Genomic DNA, 21,710 nt, shown 5'->3' on the forward strand with positions numbered 1-21,710 from the left:
ATGGAAGCTCCGTTGCCATGCCGGATATTCAGGGGCAGACCCCATAGCCCTACAACTGGCTTTCCGGTTTAGGCAATCCCCGTTTAGAAATTTGACGACTATTTGGCTCGATAGATTGTCGGATACGACTTTCGTCCTTTACTACTTATGGTAGTTGCCTTGCGGTAAGTTTATGCTACTCCTGCTACGTGTCATCAGTGTAGTACCGCAACATAACGGTATAATTCCGAAGAATTATTCAACTGTCTTCCGTCATTGCCCAAGGATACGACTGCTCGGACTATCGTTCAACCAATGCAGGCTTTATCCTCATATCTATCATTTTAACTTGCCATTCGGTCGCAGCCTGACAGTTGGCTGACTTATGGCTTTACCAACGTGCTATGTTCCCTTGTGGGGTTTTCCCCTCCGGTTAGCGGTTGTTAATGGGCATTTTAAACACTTGCCCAGTCGCTTGCCAAAGCGACATTCGTCAAATTCCCTTTACGGGCGCACCGCATACTCCTCCGCGCTGACCTCCGTCGCATAAACGGCGGAGTGTGTTCCGCCCAGCCCGATCCAGACTTCACGGTAGAAAGGTCCGGGACGGTTCGCACGGTTGATGGAAAGGATCTGACCCCTCTCCTTCTCCGTCAGTCCCAGAAGTTTCTGGATATGTTCGAACTTGTTCATATATTTACGCTGGTCAAGCAGTATCTTGCAGTCCGAGTTGTTGATGATCGCCTCCTTGACAATATCCGAGGAGATGATGTCGTCCACCTCCTGCGTCACTACCACGGCCTCACCGAAATACTTTCTGACGGTTTTAAAGAGATACTTGATGTATTCACTCATGTTGGCGGACATCAGGGCTTTCCAACATTCCTCAATCAATATCATCTTGCGGATTCCCCTGAGCTTTCTCATCTTGGAAATAAAGGTTTCCATGATAATAAGCGTAACCACCGGAAGCAGGACCTTGTTGGAGGAGATGTTGTCCAGTTCAAAGACTATGAACCGTTTGTTCGTCAGGTCCAGTTCCTTGTCGGAGTTCAGCAGGAAGTCATAGTCCCCGCCCCTGTAAAACGGTTCCAGCACATTCAGAAAGCCGTCAATATCGAAGTCCTTTTCACGCACCTTCTTTTGCTCGATCATACGGCGGTAGTCATCACGGACAAACTCATAGAAGCCGTTAAAATCCGGCCTGGACGCCCTGTCATCCGTAATCCGGCGGATATAGGCATTCACCGCACCCGACAGGGCCACCTCCTCCGAACGTTTCGGGGCTTCGTCCTCCCGTTTCCACAAAGTCAGGATCAGCGTCTTGATACTCTCACGTTTTTCAACGTCAAACTGTCCGGAATCCGTATAAAAAGGATTAAAAGCTATCGGATTATCCTCCTCATACGTTATATAGATACCGTCCTCACCGTGCGTACGGTCATGGATCATACGGCACAGTCCCTGGTAGCTGTTGCCCGTATCCACCAGCAGGATATGCGTGCCCTGTTCATAATATTGTCTGACCAGGTGGTTGGTAAAAAAGGATTTGCCGCTACCGCTGGGACCGAGAACAAACTTGTTGCGGTTCGTGATGATACCTCGTTTCATCGGCAGGTCGCTGATGTCAACATGCAGGGGGATGCCGTTCCGGCGGTCAGCCATACGGATGCCGAACGGGCTGGAAGAACTCCGGTAATTGGTTTCAGCCGTAAAGAGACAGACGGCCTGTTCCAGAAAGGTGTAGAACGACTCCTCTGCCGGAAAATCGCCCGCATTGCCGGGAATGCCAGCCCAGTAGAGCACCGGGGCATCCACCGTATTGTGCCTCGGCGTACATTCCATCATGGCAAGCTGGCTGCCGGTATCATTCTTCACACGTCTGAGTTCCTCCCTGTCTTCTGCCCACGCCATCACGTTGCAGTGGCAGCGGACGGGCAATACGCCCTTCGTATGGGCTTCATCCAGATACATCTCCGTCCACTCCCGGTTTACCGCATTGCTCCGGCTGTACTTCGAGAGGGAGAGCATGTTGCGGGAAGTTTTTTCCATCGTACGGAGAATCTCCTGCGCATCGTCTATAAACACATACTGCGAATAGATATGGTTACAGGGAAGCAACAGGCCGACGGGAGCGGCGAACGAGAGGCGGCAGTCACTGCGGTCGGTGGACATACGTCCATAACGCATATCGGTGGACACTCTGACGGGAAGGTCCTCCGTATCAGATAGGGTATGCACACACAGCCGCTTGTCACCCACACGCATGCCGCCGGGGTTAAGACAGATGTCCTGAAGCACGGCGGTTTCATCCTCCAGCGACAGGGAGAAATATTTCTCCACCAGTCCGGGACGTCCCTCAGTGCCGGTAATCTCATCCGCCTCCAGCCTGCGCAGGCTGACATGACCGGAATCGTTCATGATACGCTCGAACTGTTCCACTGCTTCCAGAAAGCGGACCGCCGTGTCCTTGTCAACCATTTCCTTGGGCAGAAGGGAACCGCAACAGAGGCTGTTAAAGTCACTCCTCTGCCGGCTGCGCTCACGCGTGGTCTTCGTCAGATACAGGTAGCATTTGTGGTTCAGGTACGGGCGCTCGTTGAAATGGCGCTCATAGCTTTTCGACAGGAAGCTCTGTTCACCGTCCCGGAAATCAGGACGGTAGGTTTCCTTCGTGAACCAGTCCTGCTTGCAGACAACCGAAAAATCCGGCAGCACTTTGACAGCCTTTACCCAGGAAGAGTGGACAGCCTCGTATTCGGCTGCAGTCATAGTAAACAGTTCGGGAAGTTCCACCTCAAAGGCCACGGTCAGGTCGGCATCCTTGCTGACAATGCAGCCGTTCTCCACAGACAGCAGGGGGAACTTACGTTCAAGCGTTTCAGCTTTCAATACATTTCTCATTTCTTTCTTCTTTTGGTCAGTAATCGGAATAATCTCCTGCGGTGGATCAGATAACGAGGATGGCGTTTCCCCGACAGCAGCTTCATAAGGCCGTGTTCACCATACCGGGCATTCAGGCGGAAGGTCAGCCAGACCAGCAGCGAACCGGACAGGAGCCCGAAAGGAATGCATATCCACTGGTTCACACCGGCTATATAAAGGATGACCACCACAAGCAGCACCGCGACAAGCCCGCCCGCAAAAATAAAAAGGTACTGTGATTTCAGGCCCTTGAACTCCAAAGGATTACCCGCGCCTTTGTTTATCTCATATTCCATAGCCTCTAGAGGAAGAAGGAACGCAGGATAGTGGCGGCCACAATCAAAAATATACAGGCGAAAAACCAGCTGGCTGCCGTCTTGCTGGTATCGGGATCGCCGCTTGAAAACTTGCTGTAGGTCTTGATACCCCCGACCAGCCCAAGCACCGCGCCGATGGCATAGCACAGTTTGGTTGCCGGATCGAAATACGAGGTCAGCATGCTCGTGGCTTCGTTGATGCCAGCAAGCCCCTGCCCCTGCGCAAAAGAGCCGGCCGCAAAAAACGCGAAAAGCACTGAAAAAAGGATTCTCTTTCTCATTGTAGAATCGTTTAAGGTGAGACATAAATTTGAATTCGAACGCAAATATAGGAGGGGACAAAAGACCATGATACAAACATTTCATCAGGTGGCAGCAAATGTCAGCAGATGTCATATCTTACAAAGCTCAGACGTCTTTCAGCCCGGTTGAAAGAGAAACAAGTCTGTTAATATCTGCCAGAAAACCATATTGATAAAAGCAATTTAATTCCGGAGCTTGTCAGTTCTCCATTAACAGCATCAAAGTTTATAAGAAGTTTCTTTCTTAAACGTAAAACAAAAAGACGTTTACAACAGCTGGTTTCCATCAAAAGAACAGAAGCGAAGAATGCCAATGAAACATAATGAAGAAAGGACAGTTCCATGTTTTCCGGAATATTATTGCTATCTTCGTGGCAAATAAACTGACAGGACAATGGAAACAGTTCAATATGATTATAAACAGATTCTGCAGCGCATCGTTGCAGAAATCAAAAGTTCAAGAATCCAGGTTGCACGCAAGATAACCAGTGCAACAATGGAATTATATTGGAACATCGGCAAGGAACTGTCCGCACAACATTTGAGCAAAGGATACGGAGCACAGGTGGTGGAAATGCTTGCTTCTGATTTGCAGAAAGAATTTCCCGGAACTACGGGCTTTTCTTCGAGGAACCTTTGGGAAATGAAACGGTTTTATGAACGATATTGCGGGGAAAGCCGAAAACTGCAACAGAGCGTTGCAGTTTTACCTTGGGGACACAACCTGTTGTTAATGAGCAAGTGCAAGAACCCGGAAGAAATATACTTTTACGCGACAAGGAGCACGGAACTGGGCTGGACAAGGGATGTGCTGCTGAATTATATCAAAGCGGACGCTTTCTCAACAAGGGAGGAACAACCCAAATTGCATAATTTCAAGGAAACCCTGCCGGAGTGTTTACAGGAACAGGCGGAGGAAATGTTGAAAAGCAGGTATAATCTGGAATTCCTGGGAATCACAAAACCCATACTGGAACTGGAATTGGAAAGAAGGCTCGTGGACAAGATAAAAACGTTCCTGCTCGAAATGGGAAAGGGCTTCAGCTTTATCGGAAACCAGTACCGCCTGGTACTGGAGGATAAGGAGTATTTTGTGGATATGCTCTTTTTCAACCGCTGTACCCGGTCCCTGATAGCGCTGGAATTAAAAATAGGTTCATTCCAACCCGAATATGTGGGGAAAATGAACTTTTACCTGAACCTGTTGGACAGACAGGTAAAGATGCCGGACGAAAACCCGTCCATCGGTATTATATTGTGTGCGGACAGGAACAATGTGGAAGTGGAAGTGGCCTTGCAAGGTTCAACGGCTCCGATCGGAGTTTCCGAATACAGTTACCTGATTCCACAAAAACAGATTAAAGAGTTAATCAACAACGAATTGTCCGGAAATAAGGAATAGAAGAAAACAGCCGTAAAGAAAACGAAAAAATAAAAGCGCATCCCGGCATTTGTTCCGGGATGCGCTTTTGGTATACCCGAAAGGTCACAGATATTGTTTCCAACCGTCCGATACAGGTACGACAGATTTTGTTTTCCGCACGGGCAGAGGGTTCCCGTTCCCGTCCAGATATTTTCCCATCAGACTGTCGATGACATTCTTATTCTCGACCTGGGAGGAAAAAATCTCAAACAGGTCCGTTTCCCGGATGGTGTGCAGGGTAAGAGCCGCACGAAGGGATTTCCCCTCATCCTTGTCCGCATCATTCAGTTTAAACAATACATTGCCGGCATTGTCAAGATCATCAGGCGTTACGGCCCGTGAGACGGCATCCACTGCCGGGTATGTCCCGTCCAGTTCTTCCTGTTCCTCTTTCAGCATTCTCATCTCCTCCAACGGTAATTTACATTCCACTTCTTCCTCAGCGACATCTTCCTCCTCACCTATAAAATCCGCAGCCGTTTCCAACGGCTGACTCATATAGGGGGCAACGCTCTTTCCGGCATCCTCATCCAGATAGACAAAACGGGTGCTGCCCATGACGCCGGATTCGCCGCCCGGTTCCGACAAGACGTTTTCCGGCTCTTTCTGTTTTACGGGAGGTAACTTCGCATACAGCAGGTCGCAAATTTCACGTATCTTCTTTTTCTGCCCACATACCTTATATAATATATAACAGGCACAGGCAAGGCGTATCGACAAATAAACTATAGTTCCCATTCCACCGGTTTTTGGGTCGCTTCCCGATTATACATTCCGTTAATTATATCCTGATACCTTTTCAGATGGTCCGACAATACACTGTTCACAAATGTGGGGACAGACATTTCCGGTGCAATAACCGGAAGCACCCTGGCCAGGACCTTATACAGTGAATCATGTATATAAGTCTGTCTTCTGGCTCCAGTCAGTTTCTGTTGCAGGAATTGTTCCCGGTAATCATCAAAGCCGTATGCCCGCGGTGTTTTCTTCCCCGCGAACGGTTTCTTCTCAATGGAGACATCAGGTTTCTTTTCTTTTTCTTCCGACACTCCGGAGGCACCGGCATCTTCTTCCGGCCGTTCATCCTGTTTCCTTATCTTTTCCAAGGCCGTTGTATCTCCGGCTACCATACGCTTGAGCGCGTCCTCGTCCACATTATAGACGGATCTGTTCTTGTTTGCCATAGTCATGTCCGGTTAAAGTCCGAGTATGGTTTCCATTTCAGCGGCAAGCAGATCGAAGTTGCTTCCTTTCAGAGCGGCGGCGGAAGGCGGAAACAGGGTGCTGCGGAATATCTGCCCGTTCAAACCGACATCCTTTTTATAACGCTCCGCAGCCGGAAGGACCGTATTCAATACAGGTAATCCCAAAGAACGGATGATTTCCATATAAGCGTCATACAAGTCCCTGGAGACGCGCTTGTCCATTTTATTCCAGAACATATGGATATCACGCAAGGGGACTCCCTTGTGATGAAGCAGATATTCCCGGATGGACAGGACAAATGACATGCTGCTCTGCATGACCATCCTCTCCTGGGTGATCGGGGTAAAAACATAGTCCATATTGATGATGGACTGGAAAACGCCTGTGGTATTGACCGTTCCGGGAAGGTCCAAAAGGACAAGGTCATATTCGGTATCGGAACGGTCTATAAAACCATAGGCAGTTTCCTTGGCTTGTTCGGGCATGGAAGCCAGGATATTGTAGGCCTTTCTGCCCGTATCCCCAAACTGCTCCACCAGCAAACTTTGCAGACGAGGGGTCTTTTCCACATTTTTTATGTCCCATTCACGCAAAGTCATCATGCTGTGCTGGGGGTAGTCACAATCTACCACAAGCACGTTCTTTGCCTTATGGTAATGGAAATAGCTGGCAAGCAACACGGTTAACGTTGATTTACCGACTCCGCCCTTCTGATTGCTGAGGGCTACAAATAAAGGTTCCTTCTTCATAACTTCATGAAATTAAGGGTTAATGACTTATTTTCTTTTCGCCTGTATCCTTACATCAAGTGACGCCGCACAATACTATACGGCAGCATGAATACGGCTGTGTATCACTATTTCCATACATGGGCGGTATCGCATCCAACCGGGGTACACAGTACCGTCCCGTCACAGTCTGCACCACATCAATACGACTTCTCTTGTGCCGGACCGATACGATACATGCAGCCTTGCGTCACACTAAAAACGGAATGCACCTTTGATGCCATACGCCAATATTCGTTATGTATGACTGTATCTATACAAAAGCTGCCTCATGGCATCGATACGCCTACGTATCATTGCATCGGAACGGTGCCGTATCCATACATGACCAATGTCACATTCAACCGGGATACACAGTATTGTCCCACTACCATAGGCAGCGCATTGATAAAGCATTTTTTATACCGTATCGTTCCGTCCCTTGCTGCATTGCGTCACGCCAAAAGTAGAACGGATTTTTGGTACAATAACTAAAATCCGCTTCACCTGACATGACATGTCATCAGATGTCATCACTTGTCACATAAACTTCTATTTCACAAGCACTTAATCAGTCATAACTTTGCAAAGTCGGAATAAGACTATGGAGGAAACCATGCTTCATCGGACTACAGCACGCCGTGAACGTCGCGCAGCAATCCGACGAAGGAGGATTCTATGTTCAAACGAACATAGCAAGTTGTGTTTTCGTCCGACAGGAAGTATCCTGTCCGACGAAAACCACTTGCCCGACCTGACAGTCGGGGAATTTCCTCCAAAGTCGGAAATTCCGGAAGAGAAAAAAGGACGGACCATAATTATGCAATGAGTATGAAGGAAGAATCGAGAGCAAAAACGGGCAGAAAGCCCAAAAGCGATCCGGCGGACTACAAATACAGCTTCCGCCTGAATGCCGGAGAAAACATGCGGTTTGAAAAGTTGGTTACCGAATCAGAGGCAAAAGACAAAACACGTTTCATCAAAAAAGCCATCTTCGGTGGCACAATCAAAGTGGTTAAAATCGACAAGGCGACAATGGATTACTACATCCGCCTTACGGAATTTCACAGACAATTCCAGACTATCGGTAACAACTACAACCAGGTCGTACGTGCCATCAGGAGCAATTTCGGGGAGAAACGTGCGATGTCACTACTTTACAAACTGGAGAAAATGACACTTGAACTGATGCTACTGACCAAAAAAGTTATAGCACTAACCGAAGAATACCAAAAGAAATGGTTGCAAAAATAAGTCATGGAGCCAGCCTGTACGGGGCACTGCATTACAATCACGAGAAAGTAGAGAAAGGGACGGCTGAAATACTCTCCGGCAACCGGATGATTTCAGACCGCCCGGGACTACCGGGCGAGGACATGCGCCTCGCCCTGCTCTCCTTTGAGAATTACCTGCTGGCAAACAGGAACACGGAGAAGCCCGTCCTGCACATTGCACTCAGCCCGGCACCGGAGGACAAGCTGACCGATGAACAGCTGGCGGAACTGGCGCAGAATTATATGCAGAAGATGGGATATGGCGACCAGCCCTACATTGCTTACAAGCATGGTGATACACACAATACCCATATCCATATCGTAAGTGTATGCGTGGATGAAGAGGGACGGAAAATCAACGATTCTTTTGAGCATCGCCGTTCCATGACCGCCTGCCGGGAATTGGAAATAGACTTTGGACTGCGGAACGGTGCGGATATGGAAGAACGGAATCAAAAAGCGGAAATGAAGAAAGTGGATGCTACCCAGGGTGATGTACGGCACCAGATAGGCAATACCCTGAAAGCCGTATTGGAAAGTTACCGCTTTCAGACTTTCGGGGAATACAGTGCACTGTTATCCACGCTAAACATTGAAGCCAAACAGGTACGGGGAGAATTCAAAGGCGAGCCTTATACCGGTATTATCTATTCGGCTACCGATGACAGCGGAAAAGTGGTCAGCCCACCTTTCAAGAGTTCACGCTTCGGCAAACGTTTCGGAAACGAACGCCTGGAAAAGAGGATGCTTTCACACACCAGGGATTTCAAGGATGGTAAATGGGCGCCGACTATTCATGCACAGGTGGTTTATGCCATGCGGCACGCACGTTCGCGTGAAGAACTGGCCGGACTATTAAAGAAAGCCCGCATTGATGCAGTATTCCGGGAAAATGAGCAGGGACGTATCTACGGTGTCACGTTCATCGACCATAACAGGCGGGAAGTATTTAACGGTTCGCGCATGGGCAAGGAATTTTCCGCAAACATTTACAATGAACTTTTCAAATGGTGGGACGGTATACCTGCCACAGAACGTTCCGCACATACCGGCACCGAACTATGGCAGCACCATTCGCACAAGGCGGAATCGGGAAGCCCATTGGAACAGGCGGCAAGCATATTCTCCATGGAAACAAATCCGGTAGATTACGGGGAGGAGGCCCTTGCACGCCGTATGAAGAAAAGGAGAAAAGCGAAACGAAAGTCCCGCGGTATTTAAGGAAAACTGATTATTACCCCCATTTACACATAAGTATTATGCAACAGGAAGACGATTTGAGAGCACTCGCTAAAATAATGGAATTCGGAAGGGCGGTGAGCATTTTTCTTTTGGTAGTACACGTATACGTGTATTGTTATCCGAGCATTGCCAGTTGGAATTTAAATCTGGAAGTGATAGACAAAATAATTATGAACTTCAACAATACAACCGGGATCTTCAATTGCGTCCTATGGAGCAAACTGGCAGCTATCCTGCTGTTGGCCGTCTCGTGTCTGGGAACAAAAGGTGTCAAGGGCGAGAAGATCACCCGGCACAAAATCCATGCAGCACTCTTCGCAGGATGCATCCTTTTCTTTCCCAACTGGTGGATATTGGATTTGCCCATGCCCCATGCGGCTGTCACCGCACTTTATGTATTCACATTGGTGCCCGGCTATCTTTGCCTGCTGATGGCAGGATTGTGGATGAGCCGTCTATACAGGCACAACCTGATGGAGGACGTGTTCAATCTCGAAAACGAGTCTTTCCAACAGGAAACCCGGTTGATGGAAAATGAATACTCAGTCAACCTGCCGACAAAGTTTCAGTATCAGGGGAGACTCAATGACGGATGGATAAATGTGGTGAATCCGTTCCGCGCAACTATCGTGCTTGGTACACCCGGTTCAGGCAAATCATACGCAGTGGTAAATAACTACATACGCCAGATGATTTCAAAGGGATACAGTTGTTACATTTACGATTACAAGTTTGACGATTTATCCATAATTGCATATAACACATTGTTAAACAATATGGATAAATACAAGGTAAAGCCCAAATTCTATGTCATTAATTTCGATGACCCGCGTAGATCACACAGATGTAACCCTATCAATCCGGAGTTCATGACGGACATCTCGGATGCATATGAAGCAAGCTACACAATCATGCTAAATTTGAACAAAACGTGGATTGAGAAACAGGGGGATTTCTTTGTAGAATCACCCATCATTCTTCTGGCGGCAATTATCTGGTATTTAAAGATTTACAAAAACGGCATCTATTGTACATTCCCGCATGCGGTGGAACTGCTGAACAAACCGTATTCAGATCTATTTACTATATTAACCTCTTATCCGGAGCTGGAGAACTACCTTTCACCCTTTATGGACGCCTGGAAATCCGGAGCTCAGGATCAGCTCCAGGGGCAGATTGCCAGTGCAAAAATCCCGCTCACCAGAATGATTTCACCACAGCTTTACTGGGTAATGACGGGTAATGATTTTTCCTTAGACATCAACAACCCGAATGAACCGAAATTGCTGTGCGTAGGCAATAATCCCGACCGACAGAATATTTATTCGGCGGCCCTGGGATTGTACAATTCCCGCATTGTAAAGCTGATTAATAAAAAAGGACAACTGAAAAGTACGGTAATCATTGACGAATTACCGACTATATATTTCAGGGGACTGGACAATCTGATTGCCACGGCACGAAGTAACAAGGTAGCAGTCTGTCTGGGCCTTCAGGATTTCAGCCAGTTAAACCGCGATTATGGTGAAAAAGAATCCAAAGTAGTGCAAAATACTGTGGGTAATATTTTTAGCGGCCAGGTGGTCGGGGAAACCGCCAGGACACTTTCAGAGCGGTTCGGAAAAGTACTCCAGAAGCGGCAGTCCGTATCCATCAACCGGCAGGATGTGTCCACCTCAATCAACACGCAACTCGACTCTCTTATTCCTGCCTCCAAGATAGCAAATCTTTCACAAGGAACATTCGTTGGTGCCGTATCGGACAACTTCGGAGAGAAAATAGAACAGAAGATATTCCACGCCGAAATCATCGTAGACCACGAAAAAGTCAGCGGGGAAGAGAAGAATTACAAAAAAATACCCGTCATCAATGAATTCAGGGACAGGGAGGGAAACGACATCATGACGCAGCAGATCGGACGGAACTATGACAGGATCAAGGCGGATGCGCAGGCAATCATTAACATGGAAATGGAACGCATTAAAAATGACCCGGAACTCTGCAGGCGGCTGGGACTGGAGAATGAAGATGACAAAAAGAAGAGAAACGGGAAACAGGAATAAATGCGCATTTTCCCCTCCATAATTTTGAAAGAATCGAGTAGGAGGAAAACGAATTGGTATTCTTCCTACTTTTTCGTTTTCCGACCGCCGAGTAAGCAAGGGGAGTTTCACCCCGAGCTTCTCAATAAACCGTGCGTGAAACTCTCGCTTCACACGGCTTTACTTATTTAACCATTATCAATTGGGAACTCACCTTTTCTTTATTGGTAAATCTTGGCAGAGCGCCACATTTCCAATGATAAAAGATAAGCCCCTCTTTCTCTGCAATACGGGCAAGCCATTCTTGAGCAGGATAGAAACGATGTCTATAACGCTCGAACTTACACATTACCCAACGGGCTAGACGTCCGTTCAACGTCTGCATAAACCACTTCAAACGGGTAGGATAAAACTTACCATAATAAGTCATCCAACCTCGTACGATAGGATTTATATCAGACGCAAGGTGTTCCAATGTGAGATTTGAGTGCCTGTTTAGGTGCCAACTGCGCATCGTCTCATTGATTCGTTTCATTGATTTTCGGCTGATAGCCGGCAGGAAACCCGTAAAACGGTTGCCATACTTATCTACCGATTCCCGGGGTTGAAACGTAAATCCAAGAAAGTCAAAAGTCACATTGGGATAGCACTCCTTTTGACGGCTACTTTTGCAATAGACGATTTTCGTTTTCTCTTCATTGAGCCGCAACCTGCAGCACTCAAACCGTTGTTGAATCATCGCTTGCATATACTCAGCCTGTTTAAGACTATGGCAGTGACAAATTGTATCATCAGCATATCTCTCAAATGGAACACGGGGAAAGTTCTTTTCCATCCACTTGTCAAAGGTATAATGAAGAAACAGATTCGCAAGAACCGGACCTATGACACTGCCTTGGGGTACACCGAGAGCCCTGTCAACCTGACTTCCATCCGATTTCTCATAAGGAACTTTCAGCCAACGTTCTATATACATCAATACCCATTTTTCTTGCGTATGCCGTTTCAAGGCTTTCAGCAGTAGTTCATGGTCTATGGTGTCAAAGAATTTACTGATGTCCATGTCCAGAACCCACGCATACTTCCAACAACGCTCACGAGCTTTGCCAACAGCATCATGCGCCGAGCGATGGGGACGGTAGGCATAAGAATCCTCATGAAAACAAGGTTCGATAGAAGGGGTTATCAGCATTACTACAGCCATTTGAGCTACACGATCAGATACCGTCGGGATACCCAATGGACGTTTACCACCAGTACTCTTCGGTATTTCTACCAGCTTCACCGATGGAGGAAAGTAACTGCCGGAACTCATGCGATTCCATAGTTTATAAAGGTTACCTCGCAGATTCTTTTCATAATCTTCAAGAGTGACCTTATCAATCCCTGCACTTCCACGGTTTGCTTTCACACGCAGAAATGCATCATAAACCAATTGCTTCGATATTGATATTGGTTTTGCGTTGTCGTTTTGCATCTTCCTAATTGTTTATCAGTTGTACTAACTTTTACGCTAAATAAGCTGACCCCTTCGCTCCATACCCATTACAGGCACTTCTACACTACTACGAGTCAGTCCGCCCCTACTATAAGCATCCGTACTTTCTTCCTTGAAGGTTCTGCCCCTTGGAATTTTCCGTTAACATCTTATAGCAGGTTCCCACGTTCCACATAAGAGCCTCTTAACAGGTCATGCCATCTGTACACCGGATGCCATAACGACAATAAACAGGTAATCTCGTTACTTATCCCAAAAGAGTGAGAAACTCTTGGTTTTGACATCATCTACGGTTATTTTCGATGCTTCATCAATGGTTCCCTTGCGGTCATCTCCTATTAAGCTACCTGACAATTTATACATTGCCTTTTCATATATCGTTCACTACCCTGACCATGGAGAAAGAGCAGCATATACGGGTTTGCAACCCACTCCTGCAAGTTGATTGCGAGGGACCTACCCTCATCTCCTACATAGTTGCGAAGCATTTAGCACATGCTTCTCGTGGCACAATCTCACACCACCATACGTACCGTTCGGCATACGGCGGTTCCTATTTTGGGCACCATTTGAGATAGCAGTCCATGAACTCCATATAGCCTGCCTTACGCAATTTATCATTGGACATTACAAAGGTTACTATTGGGCTGTTCGAGACACGCCAATAACCAAGACGAGTGTTTCCCCATTGATATGCCTGCCACTCAGAGACACCGCATTTCTTTAAGTTTGCTACTCGGGTTTTGGCATTCTTCCATGATTTCCAGATACACATGCGAATACGTCGTCTTAGCCATTCGTCGGTTTCAATACAAAGCCTTTTCATTTGTGCAAGGCAGAAGTAGGCAATCCATCCTCTTATGTAATCTTTGAGTTTCTGTTTCCTTTTCTCATATCCCCATCCATTACTCCGACTTGTCAATTCTTTGAGTTTTGATTTCATCTTGTTTTTGGATTTTGAGTGTACAAGTAGAATACAGTCCCCTTTCTTCACATAAAAGGAGTACCCCAAGAACTTTACTCCTTTCACATAAGATACGACCGTCTTTTCATGGTTCACTTTAAGGAAGAGTTTCCCTTCTATGAACAGAGTTATCGATTCCCTTACACGTTTGGCGGCACGTTTGGATTTGCAAAATATCATCGCATCGTCTGCGTAACGGACAAAGGGGTGTCCACGTCTTTCCAGTTCCTTGTCCAGTTCATTGAGCATGATATTACTTAACAGAGGACTTAGAGGACCTCCTTGGGGAGTTCCTTCTGTACTCATCTCGAACATTCCTCGGTTTATTACACCGCTACGAAGATATTTGTGTATCAGACTTATTACCCTTCCATCCTTTATGGTACGGCTGAGTATTTCTATCAGCTTGCTATGACTTACCGTATCGAAAAAGCGTTCAAGGTCGAGGTCGACTACATATATATAACCTTCACTCACTATCTTTTGCGCCTTACGGAGAGCATCATGGCAACCCCTTTGGGGACGGAACCCGTAACTTGTCTTGGAAAACTGACGCTCGTATATCAGCGTCAACACTTGGTTTATGGCTTGTTGCACCAATCGGTCTACCACTGTGGGGATTCCTAAGAGGCGCTTTTTGCCATTGTCCTTTGGTATTTCTACCCTGCGTACAGGGTTGGGGCGATAAGTCCCGGACTGCAAAGAGATTATCAGTTCATCCTTATTGGCCTTTAGCCATGACAATAATTGTTCGCATGACATCTTGTCGATACCGCCACTTCCATTGTTCCTGACTACCGCCTTATAGGCTTTGTTCAGGTTCGATGGACTAAGGATGATTTCCAATAGGTGTTCTTTGTCAAATGGTACTTCCACGATGTTGTCTTCGGTCATCCACATGAAAGTCTGCACTCCCTCATACCATTCGGATTCCGTCCTAGCTCTTTGAGGGAAGTCATGAGCTTGGGCTGATGTTTTCTGCATTCTTTCTTTCATTTGGTAACTTTCAATTACTATCGTTTAATTATTAGGTTCGGTCCTTCATGGGAATATCGACAGTCCCACTACTATGACCTCTGCTGACTTCTCACGGCAAGCGTTACTCCATACATTTCGTAAAGACAACTATTCTGTATGTCCGTGAGACCTCCTCGGATAAGGGTATTAACTTTCTATCTTATGTCTGCTCCATTTACACCAACCGTTTCCGAATAGCTATAGGGCTTTGGTTTGTTCAGCAACCTTACCCACGGTCATATGCCTTATATGAAGTTTCTGTTCGTCAGACCAGATATTTGCCGCCAGCTTCTTTCAGATTCCAACTCGCGAGGGACACCATTGCTATTGGCTGTATGATTCCCGCTATTAGGGCTCATTGGGGACTTGCACCCGGTAGCTAATAACCATGCCGAGCATACTGAAATAGCCCCCGTTTTCCGGGGGCTGTCCTATATTCCCTTATTCACACAATACCGTATTTCCTCAACTTGTAATACAGGGCAGTCCGGCTGATGCCGAGTACACGGGCGGTAAGGGTGCGGTTGTTACCGGTCTGCCCAAGTATCCGAAGTATCTGCTGCTCCTCCTTTTCCGGACAGACAATCATGTTTCCCAATTTCATGCCCTGATCCAGATTCAGTTCCTGTGCGGATATCCGCCCCTCCCCGGCAAACACGACGGCACGCCGGACAGTATTCTTCAGTTCACGGATATTCCCCGGCCAGCCGTATTGCCGTAACACGGCAGCCGCTTCCCGGTCGAAGCCCTGAACCGGTTTCCCGTATCTTGCGGAAAACTGCTTCAGAAAGAATTCAGCCAACGGAAGGATATCCTCCCCGCATTCGGAGAGCAGGGGAACCCGGATAGTGAACTCGTTCAGACGGTGGTACAAGTCCTCACGGAAACTCCCTTCCGCAATGGCCTTCTCCAAATCTGCATTGGTGGCGGCGATAAGGCGGATGTCAAAGGGACGTTCCCTGACTGTCCCGACCGGCAGGTAACGCTTTTCTTGCAGGGCGCGAAGCAGTTTCATCTGATTTACGGGAGCAAGGTTACCGATTTCATCAAGGAACAACGTACCACCTTCAGCAGCCTGGAAAAGTCCCGCCTTGTCACTGTCCGCACCGGTGAACGCCCCTTTGCAGTACCCGAAGAATTCGGATCTGACAAGGTCGTCGGAAACGGCACCGCAGTCCACGGCTACAAAAGGCTTGTGCCTGCGCAGGCTCCACTCATGAATCTCAGCGGCAATATGTTCCTTACCCGTACCCGATGCTCCACGAAGCAGGACGGACATGTCAGAACGGGCCACAGGGCCTATCAGCCGGTACATTTCACGGGCCTTTTCACTTTCACCACGGTAGAATTCCGTGCTGCCATGCTGCGGACGGCTGAACTCTTTTTCTATAACTTCCCAAAGCCGGTCCGGCTGTACCGGCTTGCAAAGGTAATTGGAGGCCCCAAGCTGCATGGCTTCCACCGCATTCTCCACCTGGCCGTAACTGGTCATAATAAGGAACGGGATGGAATAATATTTTCCTTTCATCCACTTCAGCAGCTCCATACTGCTGCCGTCCGGCAGACGCAGGTCTGCCAGGACAAGGTCGAACTTCTTAACCTGAAGTTCCTTACGGGCTGCCGAGAGTGTAGACACATGACCGGTTGCCATACCCTTTTTCTTCAGCCAGTTACTGATACTGCGGCTGAAGACAACATCATCCTCTATAATCAGTATATTTTTCATTTGCTTATTTTATATTCTTCTTCATATTTTCAGCACAGACAATTAGTTTCCACGCTGCTTCTCCTACTTTATAGATACACCTTATCTGTTCTTCCGTCCAGAGTTCCGGATCGGACAGTACAATAGCCTGCAGTTCCTCTATCGGATAATCAAGGCGGACACTTGTCCACAGGGGAAGGTTCTTGTGCAGAATCTCACGGACTGTCTGACGATCATCCCTTTCCAACGCCCCGTGCAACCTGTCAAGGTCCTTGCGGCTTTCCCGGATGAAGATACCGAGCATCTCCCCCTTATTGTCCTCCCCGGTCAGAATCAGGGAAAAATCCGGTTGCCATGCCGTCCGCCTATTCCCTCTGACAATTCGGGAAACGGTTTCCAGCAGCTCATTCATCCGGAAGGGTTTACGGATACATCCGGCAAATCCCCGGGAAAGGTACTCCTCTTCCGGATCAATATCGGCAGTCATGGCTATGACCGGAATTGTTCCGGCCCTTTCCATATTGGATGAACGCAACAACTCCAGCAGCCCGAACCCGTCCATGTCAGGCATGCGGATATCCGTCAGCAACGCGTCATAATCCTCATCCCGCAATTTTGCAACCACCTGCCGGAAATCGGTATAACAGTCACATTCAACCCGGTTTCGCCTGAACATCTCACGTGTTACGGAAAGCTGTCTCGGGTCATCGTCAAGAAGGAGAATACGCAGTCCTTCTATTTGATAGTCAGACGGAGATTGTAACTCCTCCTTCAAGGAACTACTGTCGGCAGGGAAAAGGGGAAGAGATACCCTAAAACAACTTCCTTTCCCCGGGTGACTCTCCACCCCGATGGAACCGCCCAGCTGTGAAACAAGCCGGGAAACAATGGCAAGGCCAAGTCCGAAACCGGAAACGCCGCGGGCATTATCAAGCCTTTCGAACGCATCGAATATCCGTTTCTGCTCCTCATCATTCATTCCCGCTCCTGTATCCTGCACTTTGATACACAGTTCGCCGACGTTGAATGTCGCTTCCAGCCGGACATATCCTTTCCCGGTAAATTTCAGAGCGTTGGAAAGCAGATTATTCACAATCTGCTGTAAATGTCCCTTGTCACAACTGACAGCAGCGTTCATGCCGGAATACCGGGTCAACAGTTGCAATCCTTTCTTTTGAACGAGCGGCATGTAATTGTTGGTAATCTCCCTGAACAGGGTTTCCAGACAAAAGACGGAAATATTCTCCCGTGCCTGTCCTGTATCAAGCAGATAGAAATTCATCAATGTGTCCACCAGCGAAAGCATATAGTCTGACGCATGTCGGATATTTCCGGCGTATTCCTCCTGCATAGCCCTTTCCTGTTCGCCGGGCAGCAGCTCCGCCGTTGCTCTGATAATGGCAAGGGGAGAGCGCAGGTCATGGGCGATAGTCAGCATCATACGCTTCCTGGATTGGAGGAGTTCCGTGTTTTCCAAGTTGGAAGCTTCCAGCTGACGCCGGTATCGGTTTCGCCGGTTCAACTCCCGATGTATAATGATATAAAGTAAAATAGTCAGCAATGAAATAAAAACAGCAAAGGTAGAAACCGTATAAAAGGACCGTTCCCGTGCCTTGAGGAACTGCATGTAACGTTCCTCAAGGCGTCGGTCAGTCTCAAATTCAAAATCTCTGATGATACCGTACAATCTGCAGTTTAATGCCATATTGTTATTGAACAGACGCTCCATTTGTACCGGCAGACGTTCACGCTCAGTCTCCTGCCGGCCGGTCAGTTCCCTGTTTAAAGAATGAAGTATACTTGCAGTTGAGACCTTCCGGTCTTTTTCCGCAGGTTGCAGCCGTTCCCGTTTTTCCTTCTGTTCCGAATAAACGGATTTTCTCTTCTTGCGTTTAAGGAAGGACCAGAAACTTTTCTTCGGAACTTCCTCTTTGACTTCAATAGGCGCTTTCTCATCGTGGACACGGGATGCAATCATCGGGATTTTCCGGTTTATGATTTCACCGGCTTCACGAAAACGGCTGAACGTATGTATTACCGTGTCAAGCAACTGTTCCTTTCTCTCCAGAAGCAGGCACAGCGAATCTATACGTACCCGTTGTCCGGATGCATGGACATATTGCTTCAAGAACTGTAATGTGCCGCATACCTCGTTTCTCTTTTTCTGATAAGTACTCCGGTCGTCCTCGTCCCACACACTGACCGTCTCTCCATAAGTGCCCAGATCCAACAGGCCGGCGTAGGCTTCTCCGGTCAAATGCCAAAAATGAAGCAGTTCCTGTTCATGCTGTTGCAAACAGTTGCGCTTCATCTGTTCCTTACGGAAGAAATAAATAGTAAAAGAGAGCAGGGCAATCAGAGTAATATATCCTATAAATATTTTAAATCTCAGCCACATGATTCGTTTTGTTATTCTTTATCCTTTTCTTGTCCTAACGACTCAGGAAAATAACAGGCAGATAATAGCAGTGAACATACACAGACCATTACCCGCCTATCAATTCAGTTATTATAATCATTACCAATCTTAGAACACACTATTATTTCATCCAAGCATAATAATAACCATCGCTGTGAAACGATTATAATCAGTCCAACAGAATCGACCCTATTAAAGATAGTAACTTAACATCAAACCAAAATAAACCACAAATACCCTTGAACTACCTAGTATTGGTTTATATAAAACACAAACGAATTTCATTCTAGTCATTTAACTTGTATAATAAAATACCATCAATACTATTCCCTCATAACAGAACAGCTAGAACAACTGACGAGCTTTCTGCTTTTCTATCGAAACCATTATACCATAAATCTCATAGAAAAATTAAACCGATAAATCAAAGCCCTCGCTCTCCCTTCGAGATGATACAAAGAAATAGTACAACTTGTTTGGAAATCCTCAATATAGATATACCCAATTCATAGCTGGAACTTGAATAGGGATCAATTTATGCTTGTATTTGAAAACTATTTTCTTTACATAATTATGAATATCCCCAATAAAAAACGTATTTTTTAGATATGCGAATATTATGTTGACTATTTTCATCATCCATAAAATAATACAATCAAATTATTCAATAAGTGCAGCAAATCCTCCATTACGCGCTAGTCGTATTACTATTTTATCTTTTTTATTTACAGAGCGTTCATATCTTTTATAATCCATAGCTTGACGATTAGCATTGATTCCATCTTCAAATGCAACCATTTTATAGCCCCTGTCTTCGTTTAAAAAATCCAAACTAATCTCAAATATACGCTCTGAGTTACGATTATTAGTCATTCCTCCAATAAACCACTTTTCTCCTTTCCGTTTAGCAACAATTAAATATTCACCAATTCGAGCATCCAACACTTTCGTTTCATCCCATGTAACAGGTACCCGTGTAATAAATTCAGTACAATCCGCATTACGATAATACAATGTCGGATTGTCGGCTAACATCTGAAGTCCACTTTCAAAAATAACGAATAATGCTAATTGATAAGCACGTGTTCCTATACTTGCAGAGTTCGGTCTTTGACTACAATATACATTGGGCTGCATACTTAACATAGCACCAGGAGTATAGTCCATCGCCCCCACTGCATTTCTCATGAAAGGCATAAAAATACTATTATCCGGAGTGGCCCCTCCCATCTGTTCCATACCTCTTACACCTTCATACGAAAGTACATTAGGATATTTATATTCTAATCCTTTAGGAGACACAGAACCATGAAAGTCTACAAACAACTTATATTTAGCAGCTTCTGCTGCTACACGTTCATAAAAATTCATCATCCATTGATCGCTTCTGTCCATAAAATCTATTTTTACACCTTTTACTCCCCATTCTGAGAAAGTCTTAAATAAATCCATATTATTTTCCACAGTCAACCATGTTAGCCAAAGAACTATTCCCACATTCTTCTTTTCAGCATAGCGAATCAATTCATGAACATCAACTTTAGCATTCGGAGTATACGGGTCGCGCGTACTTTTCGCCCATCCTTCATCCATAATAATATATCGAATGCCATACTTCGAAGCAAAATCAATATAATATTTGTAGGTTTCCAGATTATAACCCGAAACAAAATTCACATCAGGTCCATAAGGAGCTGCATCATTCCACCATTCCCAACTCGCTTGTCCAGGTTTAATCCATGAGGTTTCTAATAAGCTACAACCAGATGATAGTCTACATGACATCGTATTTTCCACCAATTGTTTATCCTCTTTAGCTATTACGAAATAACGCCATGGAAATCCTCTTTTCCCTGTAGTTCTTGCAATATAGGCTGCTTCCTCCAATATTTTCATACTTCTATCCCCGTCTTCTTCAAACTGTATAGGAACTTTCGGAAAAACAGCTCGTACACTATTCTTTTCACCTCCCTTTACAAACATACATGGATAATCAAACACCTCTGTCTCACCAAGTAATATCGAATATTTTTGGGGGTAACTAAGCAGCAATGGTAAAGTTGCCATCGTACTCTCCAACCTCACATCCCCACTCTTCAAATGTAAATAAGGTTCTTCATAAGCGGTCTTAAATCCCCCGGTTTGTTGCAGATGAAGTTGACATTCTGATGGAAAATTCAATTGCATGACTTCATTCATGATCTCGATATTTCCTCTTTTCTTCATAATAAACCGATAAGCAATCCCATCATTAAATGCCCTAAATTCCAAAGAATATCCCCCTTTAAAATCCAATAGCAACTGAGAATACTCATTCTCTATTGTTGAGAATTTCAATGGAACAACAGGATTCAACATTTCTTTTACATTCCACTTCTTCTGTCCTTGCAAATGGGGATGTTCCCCCAAGACTTCATTATTTAATTCCAACTGTAACCGGTTGTTCTCCAATAATATCACATCTTCACAGGAAATGGTATAAGATATTTCATCTGATATGTTTAATGCCAATTTTATGTTTCCATCAGGTGAAAACAACTCAATATTTTTTTGAGCCTGCACATTTAATGCCAACAAGCAACAGATAATTTGCAATACAACCTTTCTCATATTTTTTTTAATTTAATAAA

The 21,710-nt window shown here is 46.0% G+C and carries 16 protein-coding genes and 1 pseudogene; 6 read left to right on the forward strand and 11 right to left on the reverse strand.

Annotation, left to right across the window (positions count from 1 at the left end):
- Window positions 1–483: 483 nt before the first annotated feature.
- The 3 genes and pseudogenes from BT_RS13170 to BT_RS13180 form a co-directional block, all read right to left on the reverse strand.
- A complete protein-coding gene (locus BT_RS13170) occupies window positions 484–2,883 on the reverse strand; it encodes a TraG family conjugative transposon ATPase (RefSeq protein ID WP_011108384.1) in 2,400 nt (799 codons plus the stop codon).
- Entirely contained in the window at window positions 2,880–3,200 is a 321-nt protein-coding gene (locus BT_RS13175; protein WP_004297787.1) for a DUF4133 domain-containing protein, read from the reverse strand. Before BT_RS13175 ends, BT_RS13170 begins: the two co-directional genes overlap by 4 nt.
- Window positions 3,201–3,205: 5 nt before the next feature.
- Window positions 3,206–3,587, reverse strand: a pseudogene (locus BT_RS13180) (DUF4134 domain-containing protein).
- Window positions 3,588–3,917: 330 nt separating this feature from the next.
- On the opposite strand from BT_RS13180, the gene BT_RS13185 reads away from it, so the two are divergent.
- The gene (locus tag BT_RS13185) at window positions 3,918–4,925 is read left to right on the forward strand and encodes a PDDEXK nuclease domain-containing protein (RefSeq protein ID WP_004297790.1); all 1,008 of its coding nucleotides are present in this window, start codon (window positions 3,918–3,920) and stop codon (window positions 4,923–4,925) included.
- An 84-nt stretch (window positions 4,926–5,009) separates the two neighbouring features.
- On the opposite strand, the gene BT_RS13190 is transcribed toward BT_RS13185, so the two are convergent.
- From BT_RS13190 to BT_RS13200, 3 genes are read right to left on the reverse strand one after another with little or no spacing between them, the layout of a single operon-like run.
- The gene (locus tag BT_RS13190; RefSeq protein ID WP_011108387.1) at window positions 5,010–5,684 is read right to left on the reverse strand and encodes a DUF4122 domain-containing protein; all 675 of its coding nucleotides are present in this window, start codon (window positions 5,682–5,684) and stop codon (window positions 5,010–5,012) included.
- Window positions 5,672–6,130: a DUF3408 domain-containing protein gene (locus BT_RS13195; RefSeq protein WP_008026391.1), complete on the reverse strand. Its 459-nt coding sequence runs from the start codon at window positions 6,128–6,130 to the stop codon at window positions 5,672–5,674. Before BT_RS13195 ends, BT_RS13190 begins: the two co-directional genes overlap by 13 nt.
- 12 nt (window positions 6,131–6,142) lie before the next feature.
- Complete coding sequence (locus tag BT_RS13200) at window positions 6,143–6,901, reverse strand: ParA family protein (RefSeq protein ID WP_011108388.1); 759 nt, start codon at window positions 6,899–6,901, stop codon at window positions 6,143–6,145.
- A gap of 87 nt (window positions 6,902–6,988) precedes the next feature.
- Here BT_RS13200 and BT_RS13205 point away from each other — a divergent pair, with 87 nt between their 5' ends.
- The 5 genes from BT_RS13205 (at window position 6,989) to mobC (ending at window position 11,498) form a co-directional block, all read left to right on the forward strand.
- Window positions 6,989–7,414, forward strand: a complete 426-nt coding sequence (locus BT_RS13205; protein WP_011108389.1) for a hypothetical protein — start codon at window positions 6,989–6,991, stop codon at window positions 7,412–7,414.
- 109 nt (window positions 7,415–7,523) lie between these two features.
- Entirely contained in the window at window positions 7,524–7,748 is a 225-nt protein-coding gene (locus tag BT_RS13210; RefSeq protein WP_011108390.1) for a hypothetical protein, read from the forward strand.
- Window positions 7,749–7,750: 2 nt separating this feature from the next.
- A complete protein-coding gene (mobA, locus tag BT_RS13215) occupies window positions 7,751–8,173 on the forward strand; it encodes a conjugal transfer protein MobA (protein ID WP_011108391.1) in 423 nt (140 codons plus the stop codon).
- Entirely contained in the window at window positions 8,158–9,414 is a 1,257-nt protein-coding gene (mobB, locus tag BT_RS13220; protein ID WP_073343669.1) for a conjugal transfer protein MobB, read from the forward strand. Before mobA ends, mobB begins: the two co-directional genes overlap by 16 nt.
- 38 nt (window positions 9,415–9,452) lie before the next feature.
- Complete coding sequence (gene mobC, locus BT_RS13225) at window positions 9,453–11,498, forward strand: conjugal transfer protein MobC (RefSeq protein WP_011108393.1); 2,046 nt, start codon at window positions 9,453–9,455, stop codon at window positions 11,496–11,498.
- Window positions 11,499–11,661: 163 nt separating this feature from the next.
- Here the strand turns inward: mobC and nicX are convergent, their stop codons facing one another.
- From nicX to BT_RS13250, 5 genes are all read right to left on the reverse strand, one after another.
- Window positions 11,662–12,954 carry a group II intron reverse transcriptase/nicotine-degrading enzyme NicX gene (gene nicX, locus BT_RS13230; RefSeq protein WP_011108394.1) on the reverse strand — a complete coding sequence of 431 codons (1,293 nt, stop codon included), beginning with the start codon at window positions 12,952–12,954 and terminating at the stop codon, window positions 11,662–11,664.
- A 574-nt stretch (window positions 12,955–13,528) separates the two neighbouring features.
- A complete protein-coding gene (ltrA, locus tag BT_RS13235; RefSeq protein WP_011108396.1) occupies window positions 13,529–14,935 on the reverse strand; it encodes a group II intron reverse transcriptase/maturase in 1,407 nt (468 codons plus the stop codon).
- A 466-nt stretch (window positions 14,936–15,401) separates the two neighbouring features.
- Window positions 15,402–16,682, reverse strand: a complete 1,281-nt coding sequence (locus tag BT_RS13240) for a sigma-54-dependent transcriptional regulator (RefSeq protein ID WP_011108397.1) — start codon at window positions 16,680–16,682, stop codon at window positions 15,402–15,404.
- A 4-nt stretch (window positions 16,683–16,686) separates the two neighbouring features.
- Window positions 16,687–19,059, reverse strand: a complete 2,373-nt coding sequence (locus BT_RS13245) for an ATP-binding response regulator (RefSeq protein WP_011108398.1) — start codon at window positions 19,057–19,059, stop codon at window positions 16,687–16,689.
- 681 nt (window positions 19,060–19,740) lie between these two features.
- Window positions 19,741–21,690: a glycoside hydrolase family 97 protein gene (locus BT_RS13250; protein WP_011108399.1), complete on the reverse strand. Its 1,950-nt coding sequence runs from the start codon at window positions 21,688–21,690 to the stop codon at window positions 19,741–19,743.
- Window positions 21,691–21,710: the final 20 nt, after the last annotated feature.

This window comes from Bacteroides thetaiotaomicron VPI-5482 (genome assembly GCF_000011065.1).
Taxonomy (GTDB): Bacteria; Bacteroidota; Bacteroidia; order Bacteroidales; family Bacteroidaceae; genus Bacteroides; species Bacteroides thetaiotaomicron.